The sequence below is a fragment of the Desulforhopalus sp. IMCC35007 genome, assembly GCF_005116575.1.
Lineage (GTDB): Bacteria > Desulfobacterota > Desulfobulbia > Desulfobulbales > Desulfocapsaceae > Desulforhopalus_A.
The window spans coordinates 32,224-51,127 of the sequence record NZ_SWCN01000018.1 but is presented as its reverse complement, the minus strand read 5'-3'; the positions used below and the strand labels follow the sequence as shown (position 1 = coordinate 51,127).

General features: G+C 45.9%; 18 protein-coding genes. 6 read left to right on the top strand and 12 right to left on the bottom strand.

Annotation, left to right across the window (positions count from 1 at the left end; translation table 11 throughout):
* Window positions 1-78 precede the first annotated feature (78 nt).
* The 8 genes from FCL48_RS17590 to FCL48_RS17555 form a co-directional block, all read right to left on the bottom strand.
* Window positions 79-378 (bottom strand): putative quinol monooxygenase, encoded by a 300-nt coding sequence (locus tag FCL48_RS17590; RefSeq protein WP_136874032.1) that lies wholly within the window; start codon window positions 376-378, stop codon window positions 79-81.
* Window positions 379-627: 249 nt separating this feature from the next.
* Window positions 628-2,484: a sigma 54-interacting transcriptional regulator gene (locus tag FCL48_RS17585; protein ID WP_136874030.1), complete on the bottom strand. Its 1,857-nt coding sequence runs from the start codon at window positions 2,482-2,484 to the stop codon at window positions 628-630.
* A gap of 31 nt (window positions 2,485-2,515) precedes the next feature.
* On the bottom strand, window positions 2,516-3,523 hold the full coding sequence (locus FCL48_RS17580) for a hypothetical protein (protein ID WP_136874028.1): 1,008 nt from the start codon (window positions 3,521-3,523) through the stop codon (window positions 2,516-2,518).
* Window positions 3,520-4,209, bottom strand: a complete 690-nt coding sequence (locus FCL48_RS17575) for an ABC transporter ATP-binding protein (RefSeq protein ID WP_136874026.1) — start codon at window positions 4,207-4,209, stop codon at window positions 3,520-3,522. Before FCL48_RS17575 ends, FCL48_RS17580 begins: the two co-directional genes overlap by 4 nt.
* A gap of 3 nt (window positions 4,210-4,212) precedes the next feature.
* On the bottom strand, window positions 4,213-5,370 hold the full coding sequence (locus FCL48_RS17570) for an ABC transporter permease (protein WP_205747749.1): 1,158 nt from the start codon (window positions 5,368-5,370) through the stop codon (window positions 4,213-4,215).
* The gene (locus FCL48_RS17565; protein WP_205747748.1) at window positions 5,367-5,669 is read right to left on the bottom strand and encodes a hypothetical protein; all 303 of its coding nucleotides are present in this window, start codon (window positions 5,667-5,669) and stop codon (window positions 5,367-5,369) included. Before FCL48_RS17565 ends, FCL48_RS17570 begins: the two co-directional genes overlap by 4 nt.
* Before the next feature lie 99 nt (window positions 5,670-5,768).
* Window positions 5,769-7,484 (bottom strand): amino acid ABC transporter substrate-binding protein, encoded by a 1,716-nt coding sequence (locus FCL48_RS17560; protein ID WP_136874024.1) that lies wholly within the window; start codon window positions 7,482-7,484, stop codon window positions 5,769-5,771.
* Between the two features lie 30 nt (window positions 7,485-7,514).
* The gene (locus FCL48_RS17555; RefSeq protein WP_136874022.1) at window positions 7,515-8,105 is read right to left on the bottom strand and encodes an SCO family protein; all 591 of its coding nucleotides are present in this window, start codon (window positions 8,103-8,105) and stop codon (window positions 7,515-7,517) included.
* 513 nt (window positions 8,106-8,618) lie between these two features.
* On the opposite strand from FCL48_RS17555, the gene FCL48_RS17550 reads away from it, so the two are divergent.
* The 5 genes from FCL48_RS17550 to tsaA all read left to right on the top strand — a co-directional run bounded on the left by FCL48_RS17550 (window position 8,619) and on the right by tsaA (window position 12,918).
* Window positions 8,619-9,161: a nitrous oxide reductase accessory protein NosL gene (locus FCL48_RS17550; protein ID WP_136874020.1), complete on the top strand. Its 543-nt coding sequence runs from the start codon at window positions 8,619-8,621 to the stop codon at window positions 9,159-9,161.
* A 467-nt stretch (window positions 9,162-9,628) separates the two neighbouring features.
* Window positions 9,629-10,381: a molybdate ABC transporter substrate-binding protein gene (modA, locus tag FCL48_RS17545; RefSeq protein WP_240744875.1), complete on the top strand. Its 753-nt coding sequence runs from the start codon at window positions 9,629-9,631 to the stop codon at window positions 10,379-10,381.
* A gap of 293 nt (window positions 10,382-10,674) precedes the next feature.
* On the top strand, window positions 10,675-11,355 hold the full coding sequence (modB, locus tag FCL48_RS17540; RefSeq protein ID WP_136874018.1) for a molybdate ABC transporter permease subunit: 681 nt from the start codon (window positions 10,675-10,677) through the stop codon (window positions 11,353-11,355).
* A gap of 4 nt (window positions 11,356-11,359) precedes the next feature.
* Window positions 11,360-12,415, top strand: a complete 1,056-nt coding sequence (gene modC, locus FCL48_RS17535) for a molybdenum ABC transporter ATP-binding protein (protein ID WP_136874016.1) — start codon at window positions 11,360-11,362, stop codon at window positions 12,413-12,415.
* Window positions 12,416-12,438: 23 nt separating this feature from the next.
* Window positions 12,439-12,918, top strand: a complete 480-nt coding sequence (tsaA, locus tag FCL48_RS17530) for a tRNA (N6-threonylcarbamoyladenosine(37)-N6)-methyltransferase TrmO (RefSeq protein WP_136874014.1) — start codon at window positions 12,439-12,441, stop codon at window positions 12,916-12,918.
* A gap of 110 nt (window positions 12,919-13,028) precedes the next feature.
* Here the strand turns inward: tsaA and FCL48_RS17525 are convergent, their stop codons facing one another.
* From FCL48_RS17525 to FCL48_RS17510, 4 genes are all read right to left on the bottom strand, one after another.
* The gene (locus FCL48_RS17525; protein ID WP_136874012.1) at window positions 13,029-13,448 is read right to left on the bottom strand and encodes a DsrE family protein; all 420 of its coding nucleotides are present in this window, start codon (window positions 13,446-13,448) and stop codon (window positions 13,029-13,031) included.
* A gap of 99 nt (window positions 13,449-13,547) precedes the next feature.
* A complete protein-coding gene (locus FCL48_RS17520) occupies window positions 13,548-14,414 on the bottom strand; it encodes a PAS and helix-turn-helix domain-containing protein (protein ID WP_136874010.1) in 867 nt (288 codons plus the stop codon).
* 181 nt (window positions 14,415-14,595) lie between these two features.
* A complete protein-coding gene (locus FCL48_RS17515; protein WP_136874008.1) occupies window positions 14,596-16,047 on the bottom strand; it encodes an SDR family oxidoreductase in 1,452 nt (483 codons plus the stop codon).
* A complete protein-coding gene (locus tag FCL48_RS17510; protein WP_136874006.1) occupies window positions 16,040-16,999 on the bottom strand; it encodes a DUF523 and DUF1722 domain-containing protein in 960 nt (319 codons plus the stop codon). The genes FCL48_RS17515 and FCL48_RS17510 overlap by 8 nt, the downstream gene beginning before the upstream one ends.
* A 303-nt stretch (window positions 17,000-17,302) precedes the next feature.
* Between FCL48_RS17510 and phrB the strand changes: the two genes are divergently transcribed.
* Window positions 17,303-18,670: a deoxyribodipyrimidine photo-lyase gene (gene phrB / locus FCL48_RS17505; protein ID WP_136874004.1), complete on the top strand. Its 1,368-nt coding sequence runs from the start codon at window positions 17,303-17,305 to the stop codon at window positions 18,668-18,670.
* Window positions 18,671-18,904: the final 234 nt, after the last annotated feature.

The window sequence follows — 18,904 nt, the reverse complement described above, 5'->3', positions numbered from 1 at the left end:
AACGATTGAGAATGAGACCTGCGCTCAACATTACCTTGATTTGTAAGGCCGAAGAACTGCCAGGTATCCTCATCCCTATCAGAGTTTGACCTCTGATTCACACTGAATAGTGTGTTGAATTTCAAGCGGTCCTGCGAGTAGGGCTTCAAGCCCAAGCAAGACTTTGTATGCTTTTGAACGTTTATATCTTTCAAGATCTTCCTCCGTTTTCCAGTTTTCCAGGATGTAATGGATATCTTTATTATCGATAACTTCATAATAAGCTGTAGCCATACATCCTTTTTCCTGCGTCGCCCTAGAGACCAATTCCTTGATTGTCTGCAGGATTTCCCTTCTTTTTCCTGCAAGTCCATGCATTTTGATAACACTAAGAATCATCACCCCTCCCCCACTAAAAAGGTCTTACCAATCCAGACCTATAATAAGAATTGTTATCAATTATCGTGCCAACTATACCACTCTGTGGTACTAAAAATAACTCGTTGTTATGATAGACAAAGGGTGAAAGATAGAGAAAATAAGGAGGAAACTAAAAATAGAATGGCGGCCACATATGGCCATGTGGCTAAATATGGCCGCCATTTTAGACGGTATATGGGAGGAAATATTACTCTAAATAACCAAGAATTACAGTTTGGTGATATTAAGCTTGTCGATTTTGGCTCTGAGTGTGCTTCTTTTAAGTCCTAAAATTTCAGAAGCACTGTTCTTACCACTCACCTTCCAGTTGGTTGCTTCAAGTACCTGAAATATGTAATCACGCTCCATTGCTTCCATGCTCTGAAATTTTTTTTCAACCTGCTTGGTGCTTTTACAAAGGTCATCCACCATGTTAAGCTTGTCACCAGTCGTGTTGATAACAGCCCTTTCAATAACATTTTCAAGCTCTCGAACATTTCCAGGCCAGCTATAGCCCTCAAGTTGTTCAATTATATGGGAAGGTATGTAGTTGATGGTTTTACGCTGTTTTTTGGCAAAACGATCAGTGAAATATCGTGCCAGCAGGGCGATATCTTCAGCTCTATCTCTTAAGGGTGGTGCTGTAATAGGAAAAACATTGAGCCTGTACCATAGATCTTTTCGGAACGTCCCTTTTTTAACTTCTTCCTCAAGGTCCCGATTAGTTGCTGCAATAACACGAACATCCACTTTAATGGTCTTCGTGCCACCAAGTCTTTCAAATTCTCCTTCCTGCAGAACCCGAAGTAATTTTGATTGAAGTGCAAGGGGCAGTTCGCCTATTTCATCAAGAAAAATAGTTCCCTTATCAGCAAGTTCAAATCGTCCAATCTGTTTACTGTGGGCGCTTGTAAAAGATCCTTTTTCATGACCAAAAAGTTCACTTTCTATGAGATTGGCGGGAAGAGTTGCACAGTTAATGATAATTAGAGGTCGATCGCTGCGCGTACCTGTAGTATGTATGGCTCTGGCAATGAGTTCTTTTCCTGTTCCTGTCTCGCCGAGCAGAAGCACAGAGGTATCATTTGCTGCAATCTGCTCTATCTTGAAAAAAACGTACTGTATGGCATTACTGCCACCGATGATATCAGCATGCCTGTTGGCACGCTTCATCTCTTCCCTGAGGTAGACACTCTCGGCTTCAAGCTGTTCCTGATATTCCTTTATCTTAAAAAGTGCCTGGCGCAACTCATTTTCGTTGAGCTTTCGTTTGGTAATATCTCTGTTACTTGTGCGGTAACCAAGCAATTCATGGTTTTTCCCAATGACGGGTTGACAGACATGTTCAACCCAGCGAATATCCCCATCCCTTCTCAAAATACGAAACTGCAACGCCTCCTGTTTCATATTAACGGCTAGGTTTTCCTGATATCGATCCCAGAGGTCACGATCTTCCGGTACAATTATATCCCGAAGCAACCCGGGATAACTCATGAACTGGGATGCTGTATATCCAGTTATCCTCTCGCACGATGGGGAAACAAATTTGAACCCTCCATCCGGAAGCCTCCAGCATTCCCAGTCGTAGGCAAAATCAGCCACCGTCCTATATTTTTGTTCCAACTCGCGTAACTGATCTTCTAATCTTTTACGTTCCGTAATATCACGCATCAGATGGAGAAAAAAAATTGTATCTCCATCTCTTCCCTTCACAACGGAGCTGGTAACTTCTGCGGAAAAAAAAGTACCATCCTTTTTTTTTAATTTTACGACATATGGTTTTTTTGCCTCCTCTTCAGGAAGCCGTAATCTCTCGTTAAACGTTGCTTCATATTCTTCTTTACTACCATATAAATAAAAATGTTGTTGTCCAAGCAGCTCATCCTCACGGTATCCGAGAATATCCTCCATCGCAGGATTAAGCATTATAATCCGCTGGCTATAATCCACACATAGAATCGCGTCCGGTAGTGCCCTGAAAATTCTTTTAATACTCCCCATGGAGTGCTGACAGACCCCACTACTAGAATCATCATCGACTGTGATTCGATTATCAGTTATGAACGTGTCTTTTGCATTTGACATATCAGTTTACGTTATTCTTTAGCTCAAACTATTAATCGGAAAAAAGTGTAAGGTTGCTGAAACAGATGGTGTATGTCACCAAGGACATACAGAGTACAGTATTACCGAGGCACCAGTAGATCCAGGGCCTCTCTATCTTAGAAAGAATAGTATTCATTCCCACATTTCTCTTCAGGGGACAAAACAGGCCAGGCAACATGCCAAAATAAACGGCAAGAAATAGTGTGAAATAAAGAGGATAACCTACAAAGTGATATCCTCTCTGCAACATATCGAAGGGGCAATGATGGGTGGGAAGCTCGTATATGTAAATTGAAACAAATGAGATAATCGCAACAATTGAAACAACAAAAAATGATGCTGACAAAACTGCATAAAGATAACGCAACAGATCTGAGACGAAATAAAGAACAGCAACAGACAGGAAAATCAAGCCAGCTCCCAGTAGATAAAAGACAATCATTGCAGGAACAACTGGAACGGAAGCAACACTGCTCGCGACAGAGTTACTGTCACCACCAAACAGTGAGCCACAGCAGGAGGTGATGATTGCTGGATCAAGACCCAAAAAATAGAAGAACTGTAGGATCAGATCCAAAACGAGAAATGGAAACAAACCAATGAGAAGTCCATACTTTAACTTAACATAAGGAGACTCTTCCAGCCTTGAATCAACGTAATTGAGAGCCAGCCAGAACCCCGAAAGAAACAGTACTGCAATTTTTGACAACAAAGCGTACCAGCCTATGGGATTTGCGTTGAGGGAACCTGTCGCACACATCGCTCCCACAAACAGCTGGTGAATGTCATCCACCGTATAAACAAATAGAACAGCCGAGGCCACTTGAAATGCCAGGCCATAATTAACAAGGGTGGAGACAAGGTAGGTTTTTCTCTCAAGAGACAGCTGATACTGAGAGCTGCTTGAAAAATCCCATCTGTATAGCACAATGGCCCCTGTAACCGCTGCATGGAAAACCATCAGCAGGGTTATGACCGACCCGACAAGCAGGCCAATTATACCGGGATGCAAAATCAATGTATTGTTACTCCTTCAATCCTGCCATCCCGCATGGATACAGTTTTTCCAACGAGACGGTTGTCATAGACAAAGGGGTCATGGGTTGCAATGACAATTGTTTTCCCTTCGTGATTGAGTACCTCCAGAATATCGAGAAACTCCTGGGCCAGCCGCCTGTCAAGGTGGGCGGTTGGCTCGTCTGCTATAATCACCTCTGGCTCATTGATAAGCGCCCTTGCAATAGCAACTCTCTGCTGCTCTCCACCTGAAAGGTTTTTTACCTTCAGGTTTTTTTTGTGAGAAATTTTAAGCTTTTCCAGGATCGGCATTGCCTTATCCTTCATGGCCGACATTCCAAGATCAAGGGGATAGAGCGGCAGTAGAACGTTTTCGAGAACGGATACATCGCGTATCAGATTGAACTGCTGGAAAATAAAACCAAATCGCTTTCTCCTCACAGCGGTAAGAAACCTTTCAGGCAATTTTGCAACATCTTTGCCAGCAATAATAACCTTTCCCTGGGTGGGTCTGGCCATGCAGCCTATAAGACTAAGCAGTGAGGTCTTCCCCGAACCACTGGACCCTGTAAGTACAGCAACTTCACCACTATCAATGGAGAGTGAAACATCTGCCAGCGCTGTCAGCTCATCCGCCCTGCCGACATTATAAACCTTTGAAAGCCCCTCTATCTCGATATACGCCATTGCCTATCCTCTCATCACAGATTCCGGATCAGTCACCGCTGTTTTCCAGGTCGGTATTACCGTGCTTGCAATATATGGGACGACGGTGAGGAAAAACATGGTAAAGATATGTAATACATTGACACTGGGCGTGAGTTGAAACGCCGGAAAGAGCACGGACCAGCCTTTTAGAATTGTCGAGAGAACAAATGCATCAAAATAAAAGACATGGACATAAGAAAGAAGTAAGCCAGTTAGAAAGGATGTCATGGAGACGATGACACCTTCCCAGAATTTCAGGATCAGCACATCATCCGTGTCCCAGCCGATTGCCTTCAGGATACCAATTTCCAGTTTTTCTTCTGCACTGATACCGGTCGCCTTATCCCAGGCCATTATACACAAAGCCATGATCGCCGCACAAAATACGGTCAGCATCATCCCGCTGCGCCAGTTAAACACCATATCATAGGTACGTGTCAGCTCTCTTTTGGTAATCGGTCGTGCATCGGGAAAGAGTTTTTTGATCTTTACCGCAACCGTCTGCAGCTCATTACTGTTTTGAACGGTAACCGCAAGATCGGTGGCCCGTCCCGGCTCAAAACCAAAGAAATCGATCACGGCTTCATTCGTGAGTAAGACCAGATCATTTGTTAGAAGCGAAGAATCACTCTGAAAAATCCCGCTCACGTCAAAGAGGACACCGATATTCCGGCTGTTCACCAGGATAAGTTCATTGGAATAGTCGGCCCCTCTGAGAGCAGCCACACCCTTTCCCACCGCACACTCAAACTCCGTTGCCGGCAGTTTCCCGTCCAGAAGCTTTAGCTCCAAAGCCGCATCACCTGCGCCCATCACGGTATAGTTAGCTTCGGTCAGCGCATCATAATAATAGCCCCAGTAACGGGGTTTAACCTCACTAACACCAAAAATATCTTTTATTTTTTCAGCATAATCGACTGGAATAAGATCGTGCCTTCCTCCAAGTATCCTCTGAACGATAAGATCGGGGACTCCCTGGAGTATATGAGTTGCCTCTGTTTTCAGGGCGTGGGTGAGAAAGAGTACGGAGGCAAGCGTTGCAACGGTGAGGGTGTAGGCTATAAAGATGGCAATAATTTTGGTTTTCCGCCGCAGGAGTGAAGAAAGGGCGTACTCGATAATCTTTAGATGTTTTATCACTCGACTTCTCCCTGCAAAAATTGAGGGGGAGCAATAATGCCCCCTGCCGGGAAATGTTCAAAGGCTGCGGGAAAGTCCTGAAAGGCAGAAAAAAAGTCGGCCTGTGAAGGGTGTCTGGTGTATCTCGCCTCTGTCCATATCGCATAATCTGTCAGACCGAGTTGAGATACCAATGTTCTTTTGGCTTCTAAATGATGGAAGTCCTGGGAATGGTATCGAATTCGTCCGTGAATCAGCAAGACAGCAAGGAGTACACACTCAACAATGATGACACCAAAAAATATTTTTCCTTTCATCATAAATTGCTCAGCAGGTTACCATTATTTTATCTCTGCATACACCTGACAGAATATTTATTTAATATAGCTCAAGCCACTTACACGCCAAACATCCAACAGTTAATAGGTCACCCAATCGTTTACTGGCGTCATTTCAGGTGACGTACCTGAAGATAATTTTACGATATAGCAGCCCTTTGAGGCATACCGTTGTCCTGGACCGAAGGTAAGTCGAGGATAGACTGCTATGGAATAATCCTGGTCGATCATCATATCAAAACCCTCGAGAAAATAGTCCCTGAAAAACTCACTTCGCATATTCTTTATAGCTCCTGGCAGCATCCAGCCAAGAAAATACATCTTTGCCTGGATATCAAAGTCCGTAAGAGGGATTTTTCGGGCCTTCAGCCATCGTTCAACAGAGAAACGACTTCTTGTCTCAGACTCCGGCATGCTATAGGGATAGGTCACCAGTATTTTCGTTCGTAACGTATCTGAGATACTCGAAAAGTCATTGTTTAAGATAGATGCGGAAGTAAACACCATTGCCACTTTATTTCGATACTCCTCGAGCCTCAGATATAAATCTTTATCCGAGTCATCCACCCAGAAAAGAAGCACCACCGGAGTATCGTCTTTAAAAACTTCTTTCCAGACATTCTCTCGGACTACATCTCCCTGCATAAACAACAACTTTTGTCCCGTAAGGCCTCCCATCTGCTGCCAGGTACTGTCAAACCCCGCCGACATTTCAACCGCCTTGGGATTGTTTTTGCTATACAGCTGGACTACCCTGAAATCGCCACTCACCCCAAGCTGGGATCGAACATATTTAGCAACACTTTCACCTTCCTGGTAATAGCCCTTGGAAAAATAAAGAGTGTACCAGTCGGAGTTTGAAATTTCAGGCCGGTCAGTGATTGGAAATATTGTCGGAATTTTGAGATCTTCACTAAACGAGTGGATTGTTTTCCAGCTCCCCTCAGCAATTCCACCTAAAAGTGCAAAGACGGGTTGCTCGTCATAGTAATGTTCCAGCTGTTCACGCCAGGTTTCACTAGGCCCCGTCAACTCCCAGATATGTAGATTAAGTTTACGATAGGCCTTATGTTTTTCGCTTTTATAAAATGGACCCGATGCAGCCCTTTTGTCCTCATGGCGACTCAGAGAATTATGGGCGTCAATATGGGCCTGCAGCACCGAAAGCATAGCAGATCGCCGGACATCCGAAACACTTGTATCAATAACGGTTGCAAAGTGTATGGTTGTGTCATCGACACCAGGAGACATCTCTGAGGAAAGATGTTTGAGGTAATAGGTTAATATGGCCAGATTCTTACTGCTTAACCTGTATTTTGGCATAATGGGATCGAGTCTCCGCCCGGTTGGATCAATACCCACCCGAAGCAGACGCGCCAGAGACTTGTCGGTATAGGCGGGGCGCACATCTGCAACCTGATAATACTCCGGCAACTCTCTCCGCCCGCCCTGCTCTCCCTCTTCTGCAGCAGGTGGCCTGTACGCACCTGTCCTGCGCCGGGGAGCGAAAAGCTCCTTACCGTTCGTTGGCCAGGTTATGACAGTTCCCTCCTCCGAGCCCAGCCCGCTTCTCTGGTGACAGTCGTCGCAGGTAAACATGCGCCCATCAAAGGGAATATCACCCATGACAAGGGCCTCCATGGGTTCACCCGAGGGTAGAATTCCCTCACGATACATCTGCTCCCCAAGTCGAAGCACCTCTTCATGGGTATATCCCTCAATCAACTCATCTGCCTGCGCCGGCTGTAAAAGAAATGGAAAGAGAAAAAACAAAACCAGGAAATACCTTACATTCATAAAAGAGTCCTTTAATGAGATCGGTTGGAGTTATTTTTTTAACATTTCGTATTCCTTCAGCAGGTCCGAAGCACTCAGCAAGCCATAAAGGCGAACCCATTTCTCCTCACCTGCCCCACGCATAATCGTCAGAGGAAAATGATCCATTTTATTGGACACGTAAGAATCAAATTCTTTCAAGACCTCAATAATATTCTCCCGTTTACCGGTGAATGCGTCCCACCCCTCTGCTGCACCATATTTTTGCAGATGTTCCTTCATAAGCTCTGGGGTGTCATTATCAGGATCGATTGAGATGGAGACAAGACGCACCTCGTCTTTATCCTTTCCGAGCTTTCGTTGAAAATGAGCAAAACTGACAGAGAGAACAGGACAGATCGTCGAGCAGGTCCCATAGATAAAATCAAGTATTATGGGCTTATCTGAGTTGAGGTAAGATTTCAGTTCTATCTCTTTTCCCTCCTGACTGATGAGCTTCACATCTGGAACCTGATAGTCTTCGAGGGTCTTTTTATACATACTTTTACCCTCAGCCAGAGCAACACCTGAAAGGCTTGAGAAGGTAAAAAGGAAAGCAAGAGTCCATACTCCAATAATTGAAGGTAATTTTCTTTTCATCATATCCGCGAACCTTTTCAAAATTATTGTATTGAATGTAAGAGGAGGGATACATTGTAGGGACTTGAATAAAATAACTAATCATCTTTTTCTTTTTAATCCAACCTTTTTATTCCCCCTGATTCTCAGATTTTCTTAGAAAAAGCGTGAACATTGCCATTGAAAAGCTCTCAGATATTTCAACCAAAGGATGTTTTCATATTTTCTTGTCGTCTCTTGACCATCCTTCAGCCATCACAGCCCATCAAAGGACTACAGTGAATAACGACCTTTACCTGCTTAAGCCCAAAAACTATAGGCAAATCGAAACATGCTGGTTGATGTTTTTATCCATATGGGTATGTTGTACTAAAGCGTTTTGTCAATGATGTTAGCTATAATAAATCTCTGTATTCAGAACAGATAAGTATTTTCATAAAAACCCAAACGCTCAACGTCCTTAACCGTCTGAGCAGGCAAAAATGATGGCACTTCAACCTGCTTGAGGTGCCCATAGGAACAACATAGAGGGGACATATGCAAAACTTTGGAAAACTCTGTATCGCTTCAATCCTGACGACTCTCATCATGGTATTCAACGTTCAGGCTGAACCTGTGAACAATATCAGTCCCAAGGAAAAATGCAGGGTCTGTGGGATGTTTGTTGCCAAGTATCAGCCCTGGATTGCCCAGATTCACATTTCAGATCATGATGTTGCCATGTTTGACGGCGTTAAAGATATGATGGCCTATTATTTTGAACCGGAAAAATTTGGTGGCACGCAGCAGACCAAAAACAGTCCTATCTATGTCAAGGACTACTACACCCAGAAATGGCTCGATGGAAGAAAGGCCTACTATGTGACCGGAAGTGACATTATGGGGCCCATGGGCCATGAATTCATCCCCTTTGACTCAACAGCGGCTGCTGAGAATTTTTTCAAGGATCATCAGGGAAAAGCATTGCTCCAATTTGACGAAATCACCCTGGACCTGGTCACCACCATGCGTTCCGGCATGAAGATGAAAGGAATGAAAATGCACAAGGACCATGACATGAAGGATCATAAAATGAATTAGACTTTTTTCTGGGATCTACAAGGACAGTCTTCAATGGCGAGGTTCCACCGCAGGACTGTCCTTCCCACTCCTTTTCCCGTCTCTTCCCCGCCAGCCCCCGCTTGCCCCCGCTTGCCTTTTGGTCCATCGCTCTTTTCCTGATAAATCAGGTGACACCTGTTACTACACTTTCTTTGGCAGAGAGTAGGATTCCTACCAAATTGCTGTAAATGTCGGGTCAGAGCACTTCAGTCTCTGGTCGTTTTGTACGAATCTTCGGTTACAATAAAAAACTCTCCAGTGGTAGCCGGGACTTCACCACCTTGTAAACACAACACTTTTAACTTTTGCCCTTTTCATCCTCTGCGTATTTTTGCGGTTGGCACGACTTTTGGTTAGTAAAGATTGTTGATTTGTTTTTTCGCTATGGTAAAAAAGAACAACGCGATACCCTTTAATCAATAATCTTTATCTACGAGGAACCAAAAGTGAAAAAACTCATGTTCACTCACACCCTGCTGTTCTTGCTGTTCGGTGCCATTTCCGTTCAGGCCGAAACTATCTACATCTCTGTGGCCGCCAGCATGACAGATGCATTGAATGAAATTATCAGCGACTTTGCCGCAAACCATCCTGATGCCAAGATTCTACCCAACTTCGCCTCCTCAGGCTCTCTTGCTAAACAGATCGACCAGGGAGCACCTGCCGATCTCTATGTCTCGGCCAATCCCAAGTGGATGAAATTTCTCGTCGAAAAACAAATGATCAGTACTGGCACCGATCATGTCTTTGCCTACAACCAACTGGTTTTTGTAGGCTCTGAACAGACCAAGGCAAAAGAAATGGCCCAGATTACAGAACTCAAACGTATCGCCATCGGCAGTCCCCAGAGCGTTCCGGCAGGACAATATGCAAAACAGGCAATGGAGGCCGTTGGAATCTACAGCGAGCTTGAAAATACCAAAAAACTCGTCATGGCAAAAGATGTTCGCCAGGCCTTGCTCTATGCAGACAGGGGCGAGGTGGATGGCTCTTTTGTCTATCGAACCGACGCGATGCTTGCCCAAAATGCGAAAATCCTTTTCACCGTACCAGACGATCTCTACAACAGGGTCGCCTATCCTCTTGCGCTCACAACAGCAGGGGCTGAAAAAACAACGGCAAAAGAATTCTATGATTTTCTCGTAGGTGAAAAGGCAACTGCCATTCTTGAAAAATATGGTTTTGAACCGGCCCACTAACCTGGTTTTCTCATCAGTAAAGTTTTTCGCAGGTCGAGACACAAGCCATGAAGCAGGTAAGCGTAGACTCCGGTAGTAAATTACCGCAAGTGGCTTGTAACGCGGCACCTGCGGAAAAATCTATTGACCCGAAGGGTGAGCTTTTGATTTGAAACGAAAAACACACTGTTTTCTGCGATAGTCAATTTTAAAAAATGAAATCATGTCGTTGAGTTTGTAATCAAAATGCTCATGAGAAATTGGGGCTGAACCAAAACTCATTACCAGTAACAGATAACAGACAGGCAGAATAGATGACACCCCTTAGCCCAGATGACTACACCGCGATTCGACTTTCTCTGCAGGTTGCGACCAGTGCCACCATCATTGCTCTACCCCTGGGCTTTGCCGCAGCATATCTGCTGGCATTTTCAGAAATACGCGGTAAGGCTATTATTGAAGGCATCATCAACCTGCCCCTTGTACTGCCACCTGTGGTCGTTGGTTACCTTCTTCTGCTTCTCTTTGGCCGAAACGGCTGGATCGGAAAACTGCTCAATCATTTCGGCATCAGTGTGATTTTCAGTCTGAAAGGAGCTGTGATTGCTTCTGCCATTGTGGGCTTTCCTCTGCTCGTCCGATCCATCAGAATCGGTATGGAAAGCATCGATAAACAATATATACATGCATCCAGAACCCTTGGTGCAAGCTGGTGGGATACCCTCTTCAGCATTACGATTCCCCTCTGTTACAGGGCCACCCTTGCCGGCATGACTTTGATGTTTGCCCGTAGCCTCGGTGAATTTGGTGCCACCATCATTCTCGCTGGAAACATTCCGGGTGTTACTCAAACAATTCCCCTTGCGATCTATCAGTACACCAGTACCCCGGGAGGAGATCAGATGGCTCTGTCTCTCTGCATCGTTTCGATTGGTTTGTCCTTTATAGTGCTGCTACTGAGCGAAGCTGCCAACCGGAAAATGGCAAGGAACTGAGCCCATGAAACTTGAAGTAAATATAGAAAAACACTTCCCCGTCTTTCGATGCGTCTTTGATTTTGTCCTCGACAATGGCAGTTGCGGGGTCTTCGGCCCTTCCGGCAGTGGTAAATCTACGCTTATGAATATGCTGTCTGGCCTGATTACCCCAGATAAAGGTACCATCAAACTCAACGGTCAAACCCTTTTTGACAGTACAAAAGCGATAAACATCACACCTGACAAACGGCGTATCGGGGTCGTTTTTCAACATGCCCATCTTTTCCCTCACATGAGTGTGAAAAAGAATTTGTTTTACGGAAGAAACAGAACCCGGCCCGAAGAAAGAAATATCGATCCGGATCAGCTGATCTCCGTCCTCGGCCTTGAGAGCCTTCTTGACAGGAGTGTTACCCAGCTTTCAGGTGGAGAAAAACAGAGAGTAGCGCTTGGCAGGACAATCCTTGCCTGCCCGGATCTTATCCTCCTGGATGAACCACTAACAGGTCTTGACGGACAACTGAAGTTTCAGATCATCCCCCATCTACGCCGGGTCTTTGCAGAATTTGCGATTCCCATGCTCTTTATCAGCCACAGCCTCCAGGAGATGCGGATGATGACTGAAAAAGTACTCGTCATGGGAAAAGGAACCATTGACTGCCAGAAATCAACGGAAGAACTGGCCCGCACAACCCTTGGAAACGGCGGCAGAGGCTATACCAACCTCCTTGATCTCGACTCCCCCGAGGACCTCGGTGACCTTCTCTCTTATAGCTGGGGAAAGGTCAAACTTATGCTGGTAAAAACGGAAAATGCTACAGCAGGGCAATTCAGCCTTGGCGGCCGGGACATACTGCTCTTCAAAAAACATCCTGAGGCGACCAGTGCTAGAAATATGCTGTCCTGCACAGTTCGCAGTACCTATCAGACGGACTGGCTGGTGGGGGTAGAACTTCAATGTGAAGATAAGATCCTGATTGCGGAAATAGTTCCCCAATCCGTAGAAGAGATGAATATCAGGCCGGGGGCTGAGGTTGTTGCCGTTATGAAGGCCTCGGCTTTTCAGCGACTCTATTAATGAAAAATGCAAAGGAGAATTAGATGTCAGTACAATATGAAGAAATAGGTTATTTTCGCAGCCCGTATTCAGATGTCAAAGGAATGCCCATCCAACCAGTCGGAGGTACAGATGTAGAAGGACGAATTGAACTTTTGCCAGAATATCAGCAGGGCTTGATGGATCTTGAAGGTTTTTCCCATGTGATAATACTCTCCCACCTCCATAAAATTAACGGGTACGATCTTGTCGTCAAACCCTTCCTGGACACCAAACGACACGGAATCTTTGCCACCAGATCCCCCAAAAGACCAAACCCCATCGGATTTTCAGTCATGCGACTGAAGTACGTAACTCCGACCTACATTGCTGTTGAAGGCGTCGATGTCCTGGACGGTACACCTGTACTTGATATCAAGCCCTACGTTAGCGACTTTGACCAATGCAACGCCGACCGCTTCGGCTGGTTTGAAGGAAAATCACAAAATGCAACCCATCATCTCAGCGATGCGCGCTTTGCATAAATAAGATACCCTATGCCGGATCTAAACGATTTCTGTGGGCAAAACTTGTGTAGAAATTCAGGGATACGCCGCAAGTGACGCATCCCCAGGTACAAACGAGAAAACCACCACTACCAGGTCAATGTCTTGGTGTTATCGGTGAAAAGAGCGCCACCAGTAAGCTCGGGTTTACCTACTTTCAAGCTTGGTAACAAATCAGATTCTTTGATACCATAGTGTTTGATGCACATTGGACAGATAATCACGGTTACACCCTTACCCATGAGTTCAGTCAATGCTTTTTGATGTTCGGCGAACTTCTCAGAATTTAGCTTTGAGCCAATAAACACGCCTTTATCATTCAAAAAAATAGTCAATGGATGTCCAAGTTCGTTTTGCTTGCCACCAAAAGTAATTGCCATGTTGGCACGATGGGAATCATCACTTGTTAAATTGATAAACAATGGATCGGTATCCCCTGAAAATGAAGGAGTTGCGATAGCCCCCATGCACACAGCCATTGCAAGCAGCAGATACGAAATTAATTTCATTTAATTCTCCTTTTCTATTGGTTGATATCAAATGATGTAGCCCACTGCGAGATTCTCCTCATCAACGGTCAGGCTTACTGGTCAGCAAACAACATACAATCACCCATCACTTTCCAGTGAGAGCAGAAAGGACCTGAGGTTTTTGGCGGTATTGGTCAGCCCCAGTTTCTGTCGAAGCCGTTTCCTGTGAAAATCGACTCCACTGGCCGAAATGCCGAGGACATCGGCTATATCCTTGCTCGTTCTGCCACTGCGCACCATGTTCGCTACCTCTATCTCTTGAGGCGTAAGCAGCACATTCACAGCGGTTAGACTGCGGAGAAAAGGGGAGACAATATCGCGAAGGTTCGTGTCTATAACCTCCGTCAAGGTCCGCTGTTTTTCTGTGAGGCGCCCCTGCAGCAGCTTTTCGACATAGGGGAGGACCAGACGGTCAACGTTGATATAAATTGTTTCTTCTATCCTTGTCTTGTCCTCATCACGCTGCCGCAACAATACCCGCAGAGCGATATTCGTCTCCTCCAGCCGCTCCCGCTCCCTTCGCAGCTCGACCTCTTTTTTCTCAAGTGCCTCCTGAACCTCTATGATAGGGGTAATATTCTCATGAGTGACGATCACCTTATGCTCTGTATCATCACGAAAGGGAACAACACGAACTGCAAACCATCTTCGCACCTCGGGGGAATGGCAGGGATAGTGGGTGAGAAATTCAGGTAATTCACCGGCAAGGACCTTTCGAATACCATCAGCGACTCTGATAGCATCATTTTCTTTTTTTCTGCCTGCTCCATCACATATTTTCAGATAATTCACTCCGACACTATCACTGGCATCCTTCATACCATTTTCCAGGGCAAAAGCCTGCCATGCCCGATTGGTCTCTATGATAACGCCCTGCTCGTCCAGGATTGCAACGTGGGCGGACATGGAATCTACAATCACCTGATATAAACGAGGATCCAACATAACCTTTCCTTTTTCAATTTTTAGTAGAGAGAGCTATCATTTTCGTACTAACTGTAACCTGCCCTGTCAAGATGATTCCTAACTGATAGTGGAAAGTAAAATAATTGTGAAATGGTGAAGTTACCCAGCCTGGAAGGTGGCAGAGAATATGGAACCATGCCTGCCACACCAAAGAAGAACGCTACCTGCTCCCTCCCGAGCGAACGATGGTTTTTGCCAGGTCATTAAAGACAAAATTATGAATCGGCAGAACAGAATACCAGTACAAGCGCCCCCAAAGGCCACGGGGGAGAAAATGCGCGGTTTGTACAAGCCTGTCGGGTTGTACATCAAATTCAAGCCAGGCCTGTCCTGGAACTTTCATCTGGGCATAGAGGAGTAATCTTTTCCCTGGCTTGATATCGACCACCTTCCAAAAATCCAGGGCGTCTCCGAGTCGAAGTTCCTGATTGAGCCGCCTGCCGCGATTCAGACCATAGCCCCCGACTGCCTTATCCATGGCCCCTCGTAATCGCCAGAGAAAATTGTATTTGAACCAGCCGTTTGGCCCGCCAACCCTGCACACCGATTGAAAGACCTCTGCCTGGGACTCACCCTTTTCAAAGAGAACTTCTCTGGTGTCCCGCAGAATTGCCCCTTCCGGATTATCAAAATCCTTTATATCACAGGCCTGATGACCTGTACTGTCGCACCATCTGCTGAGAACCTGATTCTCTTCCAGTTCATGGATGGCATCCGCCACAGTCTTTTTAAACAATGCCGGCACAACTTCGGGGTAGAACCTGGCGGCATTGTCATTTTGCAACAGGGTCTCACTTTTCAGACCCTCCACAAGGGCAGAGGCGAGTTTAAAGGGGATGGGGGTAAACAGAATCAGCCAGTAAGAGGAGAGACGCGGAGAAAGCACCGGAACAGGAAAAAGATATCGTTTTAAACCCATTACTTCTGCGGCCTGCTGCATCATCTGCTGAAAACTCAGCTCTTCGCAACCGATATCCACAACCAGATTTCCCTTACAGGTAAGATCAATGGACAACTCCAGATACGAGAGCACATCGTTTATACCAATGGGCTGGGTACGGCTTCTCACCCAACGGGGGGTGATCATGATCGGTAACTTTTGGCAGAGGTTACGGATTATCTCAAAGCTTGCACTTCCTGAGCCTATAATAACACCCGCCCGCAACCATACCGTCTCGATCTGGTCCGGTTTTGAGGAGAGAACCTCTCCAGTCTCGATCCGGCTGAGGAGATGTTCGCTGGCACTCTCTTTAACCCCTAAGCCACCAAGGTAAATAATCTTTTTCACACCCGCCTTGATACAGGATTCACGAAAATTATCTGCGCTGAGACGATCGAGATTGCGGTAATCATCCTCCGTACCCATGGAATGTATGAGGTAAAAGGCAGTATCAACCCCCGCCAGGGCGTTATCAAGGGATTGAGGATCAAAGGTTGAACCTTCGCAAATTTCCACCTGATCAACAATAGAGAGCTGAACCTTATTCCTGTTGCGTACCAGTAAACGTACGTTCACCGCAGATTTTTCCAGCAACCGCTGGGTTAGTCTCCTGCCGATATAACCGGTGGCACCGGTTACCAGCACCGTCTTTTTTGTAGATATATCAGGCATGGTTTCTCAGTTTTAACTCAGTTGGATGCGGTTTAAGGTAGTACTGTTTTAACAGATACGGTTCCTCGTATTTACGCACGTAATGATTAATAAGGGTAATGGGGACAATGAGGGGGACGTAGTTATTTCTGAAACGCTCAATCACCTCAAGCAGTTCCTGCTTCTCATCACTGGAAAGAAATTTTTTAAAATAGCCCATGATGTGCGTCAGAACATTCACATGTTTTTTCACCGTGGTTTTCAACTTCATCGCCGCCATCAGATTTTCCTGATAGACCCGCAGCAGTTCATCAGGCTCAAGCACCCCGGCCTGTGCGACAATCCGTCCAAGCTCCCTGTAGTGCTTTTCACTGTGCGCCCGCAGGAGTAATTTATGCTCCGTGTGAAAGTTGACCAGCTTTTTAGGAGTAAAATCTTTAATGATATCCCGCCAGCGTCTGTAAACAAAAACAGACTCGATAAAATTTTCCCGAAGAACCATATCGTGCAACCGCCCTTCTTCTTCTACCGGTAAGAGGGGAAAGGCATCCTTGAAAATCCTGGCAAAAAGCCCGACGCCAACCGGTTTAGGCACGTTGTTTTTATCGTAGACTTTTACCCGTTCCATCCCTGAAGAGGGGGATTTACTTTTGAAAATATAACCGCAAAGATTTTCTCCGGCCAACTGAGAGACTCTTTCCTTCGACCAGTTATTCATCCTCTCGGTATGGTCCACTCCGGTTCTGCTGGTTAACAGTCGAGGAGCATCAGGGTTACCAACCAGACGCATGGATTCGCGGGGAACAGGTAAGCCACACTCAACTTCTGGGCAGACCGGTACAAACTCAAAAAAAGTTCCCAAGGTACCTGTGATATAGCGATCATGTTTGTGCCCTCCGTCAAAACGGACCTCATTACCCAGCAAACAGGAACTGACACCTATTCTTATCTTCTGACTTTCAGCTGTTTCCATGCAACCATGCTCCATTTAAAGTTTAGCTTTTCATTTCCGTCTAAAAACTATTGCTTGAAGCCAAGATCTTCGTGCATCTTACATCCTCTCACCGGCCATACAGTAGATATGGGTGTAGGCCTGCACCTTCCTGCAGAAAATATGTTACGAGATCCTGAGATTAAGTCCAAAAACAATTTTGGAACGGCAACCATTCAACAAAACAGGAATAGTAATTACTATAGCACTGCTGTAGCATGGTACAAGACGCCATTGAGCTTCATGTTGCTTTTTTCCTGACAAAACGAATATCATAACGCGAGAATGGAACGACATAATACAAACATCAGCCGAAGAAGCAGACGCCTGAGACAGGGCCACCGGGGATCGGGGCCGGTTGTCTACTGGATGTCCCGTGATCAGAGGATAGACGACAACTGGGCCCTGCTCTGGGCCCAGCAGGAAGCCATAACCCGCCAGAAAAGTCTGCTTATCGTCTTCTGCCTCGTCACCGATTACCCCGGGGCCACCCCTGCTCACTTCCAGTTCATGCTGACAGGGATCAATGACCTGCCCAAAAGACTGGCCCCTCTCAACATCGGCTGGACCATGTTGCAAGGGCCGCCAGAGAAGAGTCTTCCTGCCTTTCTTCATCAGATCGATGCCCATGCATTTGTCTGTGACTTTGATCCACTGCGCATTAAACAACAATGGAAACAAAAACTCATTTCTAACCTGAACCTCCCTTTTTATGAGGTGGACGCCCACAACATCATTCCGGCATGGACGATTTCTGAGAAAAAGGAATATGCCGCATATACCATCCGACCCAAGATAAAAAGGCTACTGGCTGATTTCTTAACTGACTTTCCCCCTCTTGTGCGTCATCCCATCAATCTAACGACCACGCTGGCTGAGATAACAGCCCAAGACCTTGCCACTCCAGCCAAGCTACAGGCCAGTCAAAAAATGATCATGGAACCTGGCGAAAGAGAAGCTACACGTGCAGCGAAACAGTTTATCGATCAGAGGCTTGTCCACTACGGGGAATACAGCAACAACCCATGCAGGCAGGGACAGTCCGGTCTGTCACCCTACCTGCATTTCGGACAATTATCCGCCCAGCGTCTGGCAATAATGGTTTCTCAGGCTCCGCTCGGTTCCGAGGAAAAAGAACATTTTCTTGAGGAACTCATTGTTCGTCGAGAGCTTTCAGACAATTTCTGTCTCTACGAGCCCGCTTATGACAGCGTTGAAGGCTTTCCCCAGTGGGCCCAAAAGACTCTGGACGAGCACCGGGGTGATACCAGGGAATACCTCTATACCCTGAGCGATTTTGAGGCGGGCAATACCCACGAAGCCCTGTGGAACGCCTGCCAGCTTGACCTTGTCCAAAACGGCAAACTGCACGGTTTCTTGCGCATGTACTGGTCAAAGAAAATACTTGAATGGACGCCAGATCCTGAAACCGCACTCGCCTTCGCCATCACGCTCAACGATCGCTACTCCCTCGATGGCCGCGATCCAAACGGGTATACAGGGATAGCCTGGTCAATAGGTGGCGTCCACGACAGGGCCTGGAAAGAGCGTCCTGTTTTTGGCAAAATACGCTACATGAACCAGGCTGGATGTCGCCGTAAGTTTGATGTTGAGGCATATATTACGTCAGTGAAAGAAAACACCTCAAAGTAAGACATATAAACTTTACTGTCTGATATTTTCACACAGAGTCATGGGGGCTTGGGTTAAGGAAATGAATATTTTATCAGGGCGGATTTTGCCATCCACCGCTTGTTATCCTTTCCAATGCATAGAGCTGTAGAAAATATATAATTGTTCTTTTCCTAACGCGTGGCACGCCGTATCTTCATATCGAATTCTTCTTCTCATTCTGAGCAAACAGCCTCATTTTCAGTAGTATTAACT

Excerpts from the sequence above, each read along its gene's own strand:
- tsaA (WP_136874014.1), top strand. The coding sequence starts at position 12,439 with ATGTCAGTACAATATGAAGAAATAGGTTATTTTCGCAGCCCGTATTCA.
- FCL48_RS17510 (WP_136874006.1), bottom strand. The coding sequence starts at position 16,999 with ATGGAAACAGCTGAAAGTCAGAAGATAAGAATAGGTGTCAGTTCCTGT.
- FCL48_RS17525 (WP_136874012.1), bottom strand. The coding sequence starts at position 13,448 with ATGAAATTAATTTCGTATCTGCTGCTTGCAATGGCTGTGTGCATGGGG.
- FCL48_RS17555 (WP_136874022.1), bottom strand. The coding sequence starts at position 8,105 with ATGATGAAAAGAAAATTACCTTCAATTATTGGAGTATGGACTCTTGCT.
- modC (WP_136874016.1), top strand. The coding sequence starts at position 11,360 with ATGAAACTTGAAGTAAATATAGAAAAACACTTCCCCGTCTTTCGATGC.
- FCL48_RS17585 (WP_136874030.1), bottom strand. The coding sequence starts at position 2,484 with ATGTCAAATGCAAAAGACACGTTCATAACTGATAATCGAATCACAGTC.
- FCL48_RS17565 (WP_205747748.1), bottom strand. The coding sequence starts at position 5,669 with ATGATGAAAGGAAAAATATTTTTTGGTGTCATCATTGTTGAGTGTGTA.
- modB (WP_136874018.1), top strand. The coding sequence starts at position 10,675 with ATGACACCCCTTAGCCCAGATGACTACACCGCGATTCGACTTTCTCTG.
- FCL48_RS17560 (WP_136874024.1), bottom strand. The coding sequence starts at position 7,484 with ATGAATGTAAGGTATTTCCTGGTTTTGTTTTTTCTCTTTCCATTTCTT.
- FCL48_RS17515 (WP_136874008.1), bottom strand. The coding sequence starts at position 16,047 with ATGCCTGATATATCTACAAAAAAGACGGTGCTGGTAACCGGTGCCACC.
- FCL48_RS17520 (WP_136874010.1), bottom strand. The coding sequence starts at position 14,414 with ATGTTGGATCCTCGTTTATATCAGGTGATTGTAGATTCCATGTCCGCC.
- FCL48_RS17550 (WP_136874020.1), top strand. The coding sequence starts at position 8,619 with ATGCAAAACTTTGGAAAACTCTGTATCGCTTCAATCCTGACGACTCTC.
- phrB (WP_136874004.1), top strand. The coding sequence starts at position 17,303 with ATGGAACGACATAATACAAACATCAGCCGAAGAAGCAGACGCCTGAGA.
- FCL48_RS17575 (WP_136874026.1), bottom strand. The coding sequence starts at position 4,209 with ATGGCGTATATCGAGATAGAGGGGCTTTCAAAGGTTTATAATGTCGGC.
- FCL48_RS17590 (WP_136874032.1), bottom strand. The coding sequence starts at position 378 with ATGATTCTTAGTGTTATCAAAATGCATGGACTTGCAGGAAAAAGAAGG.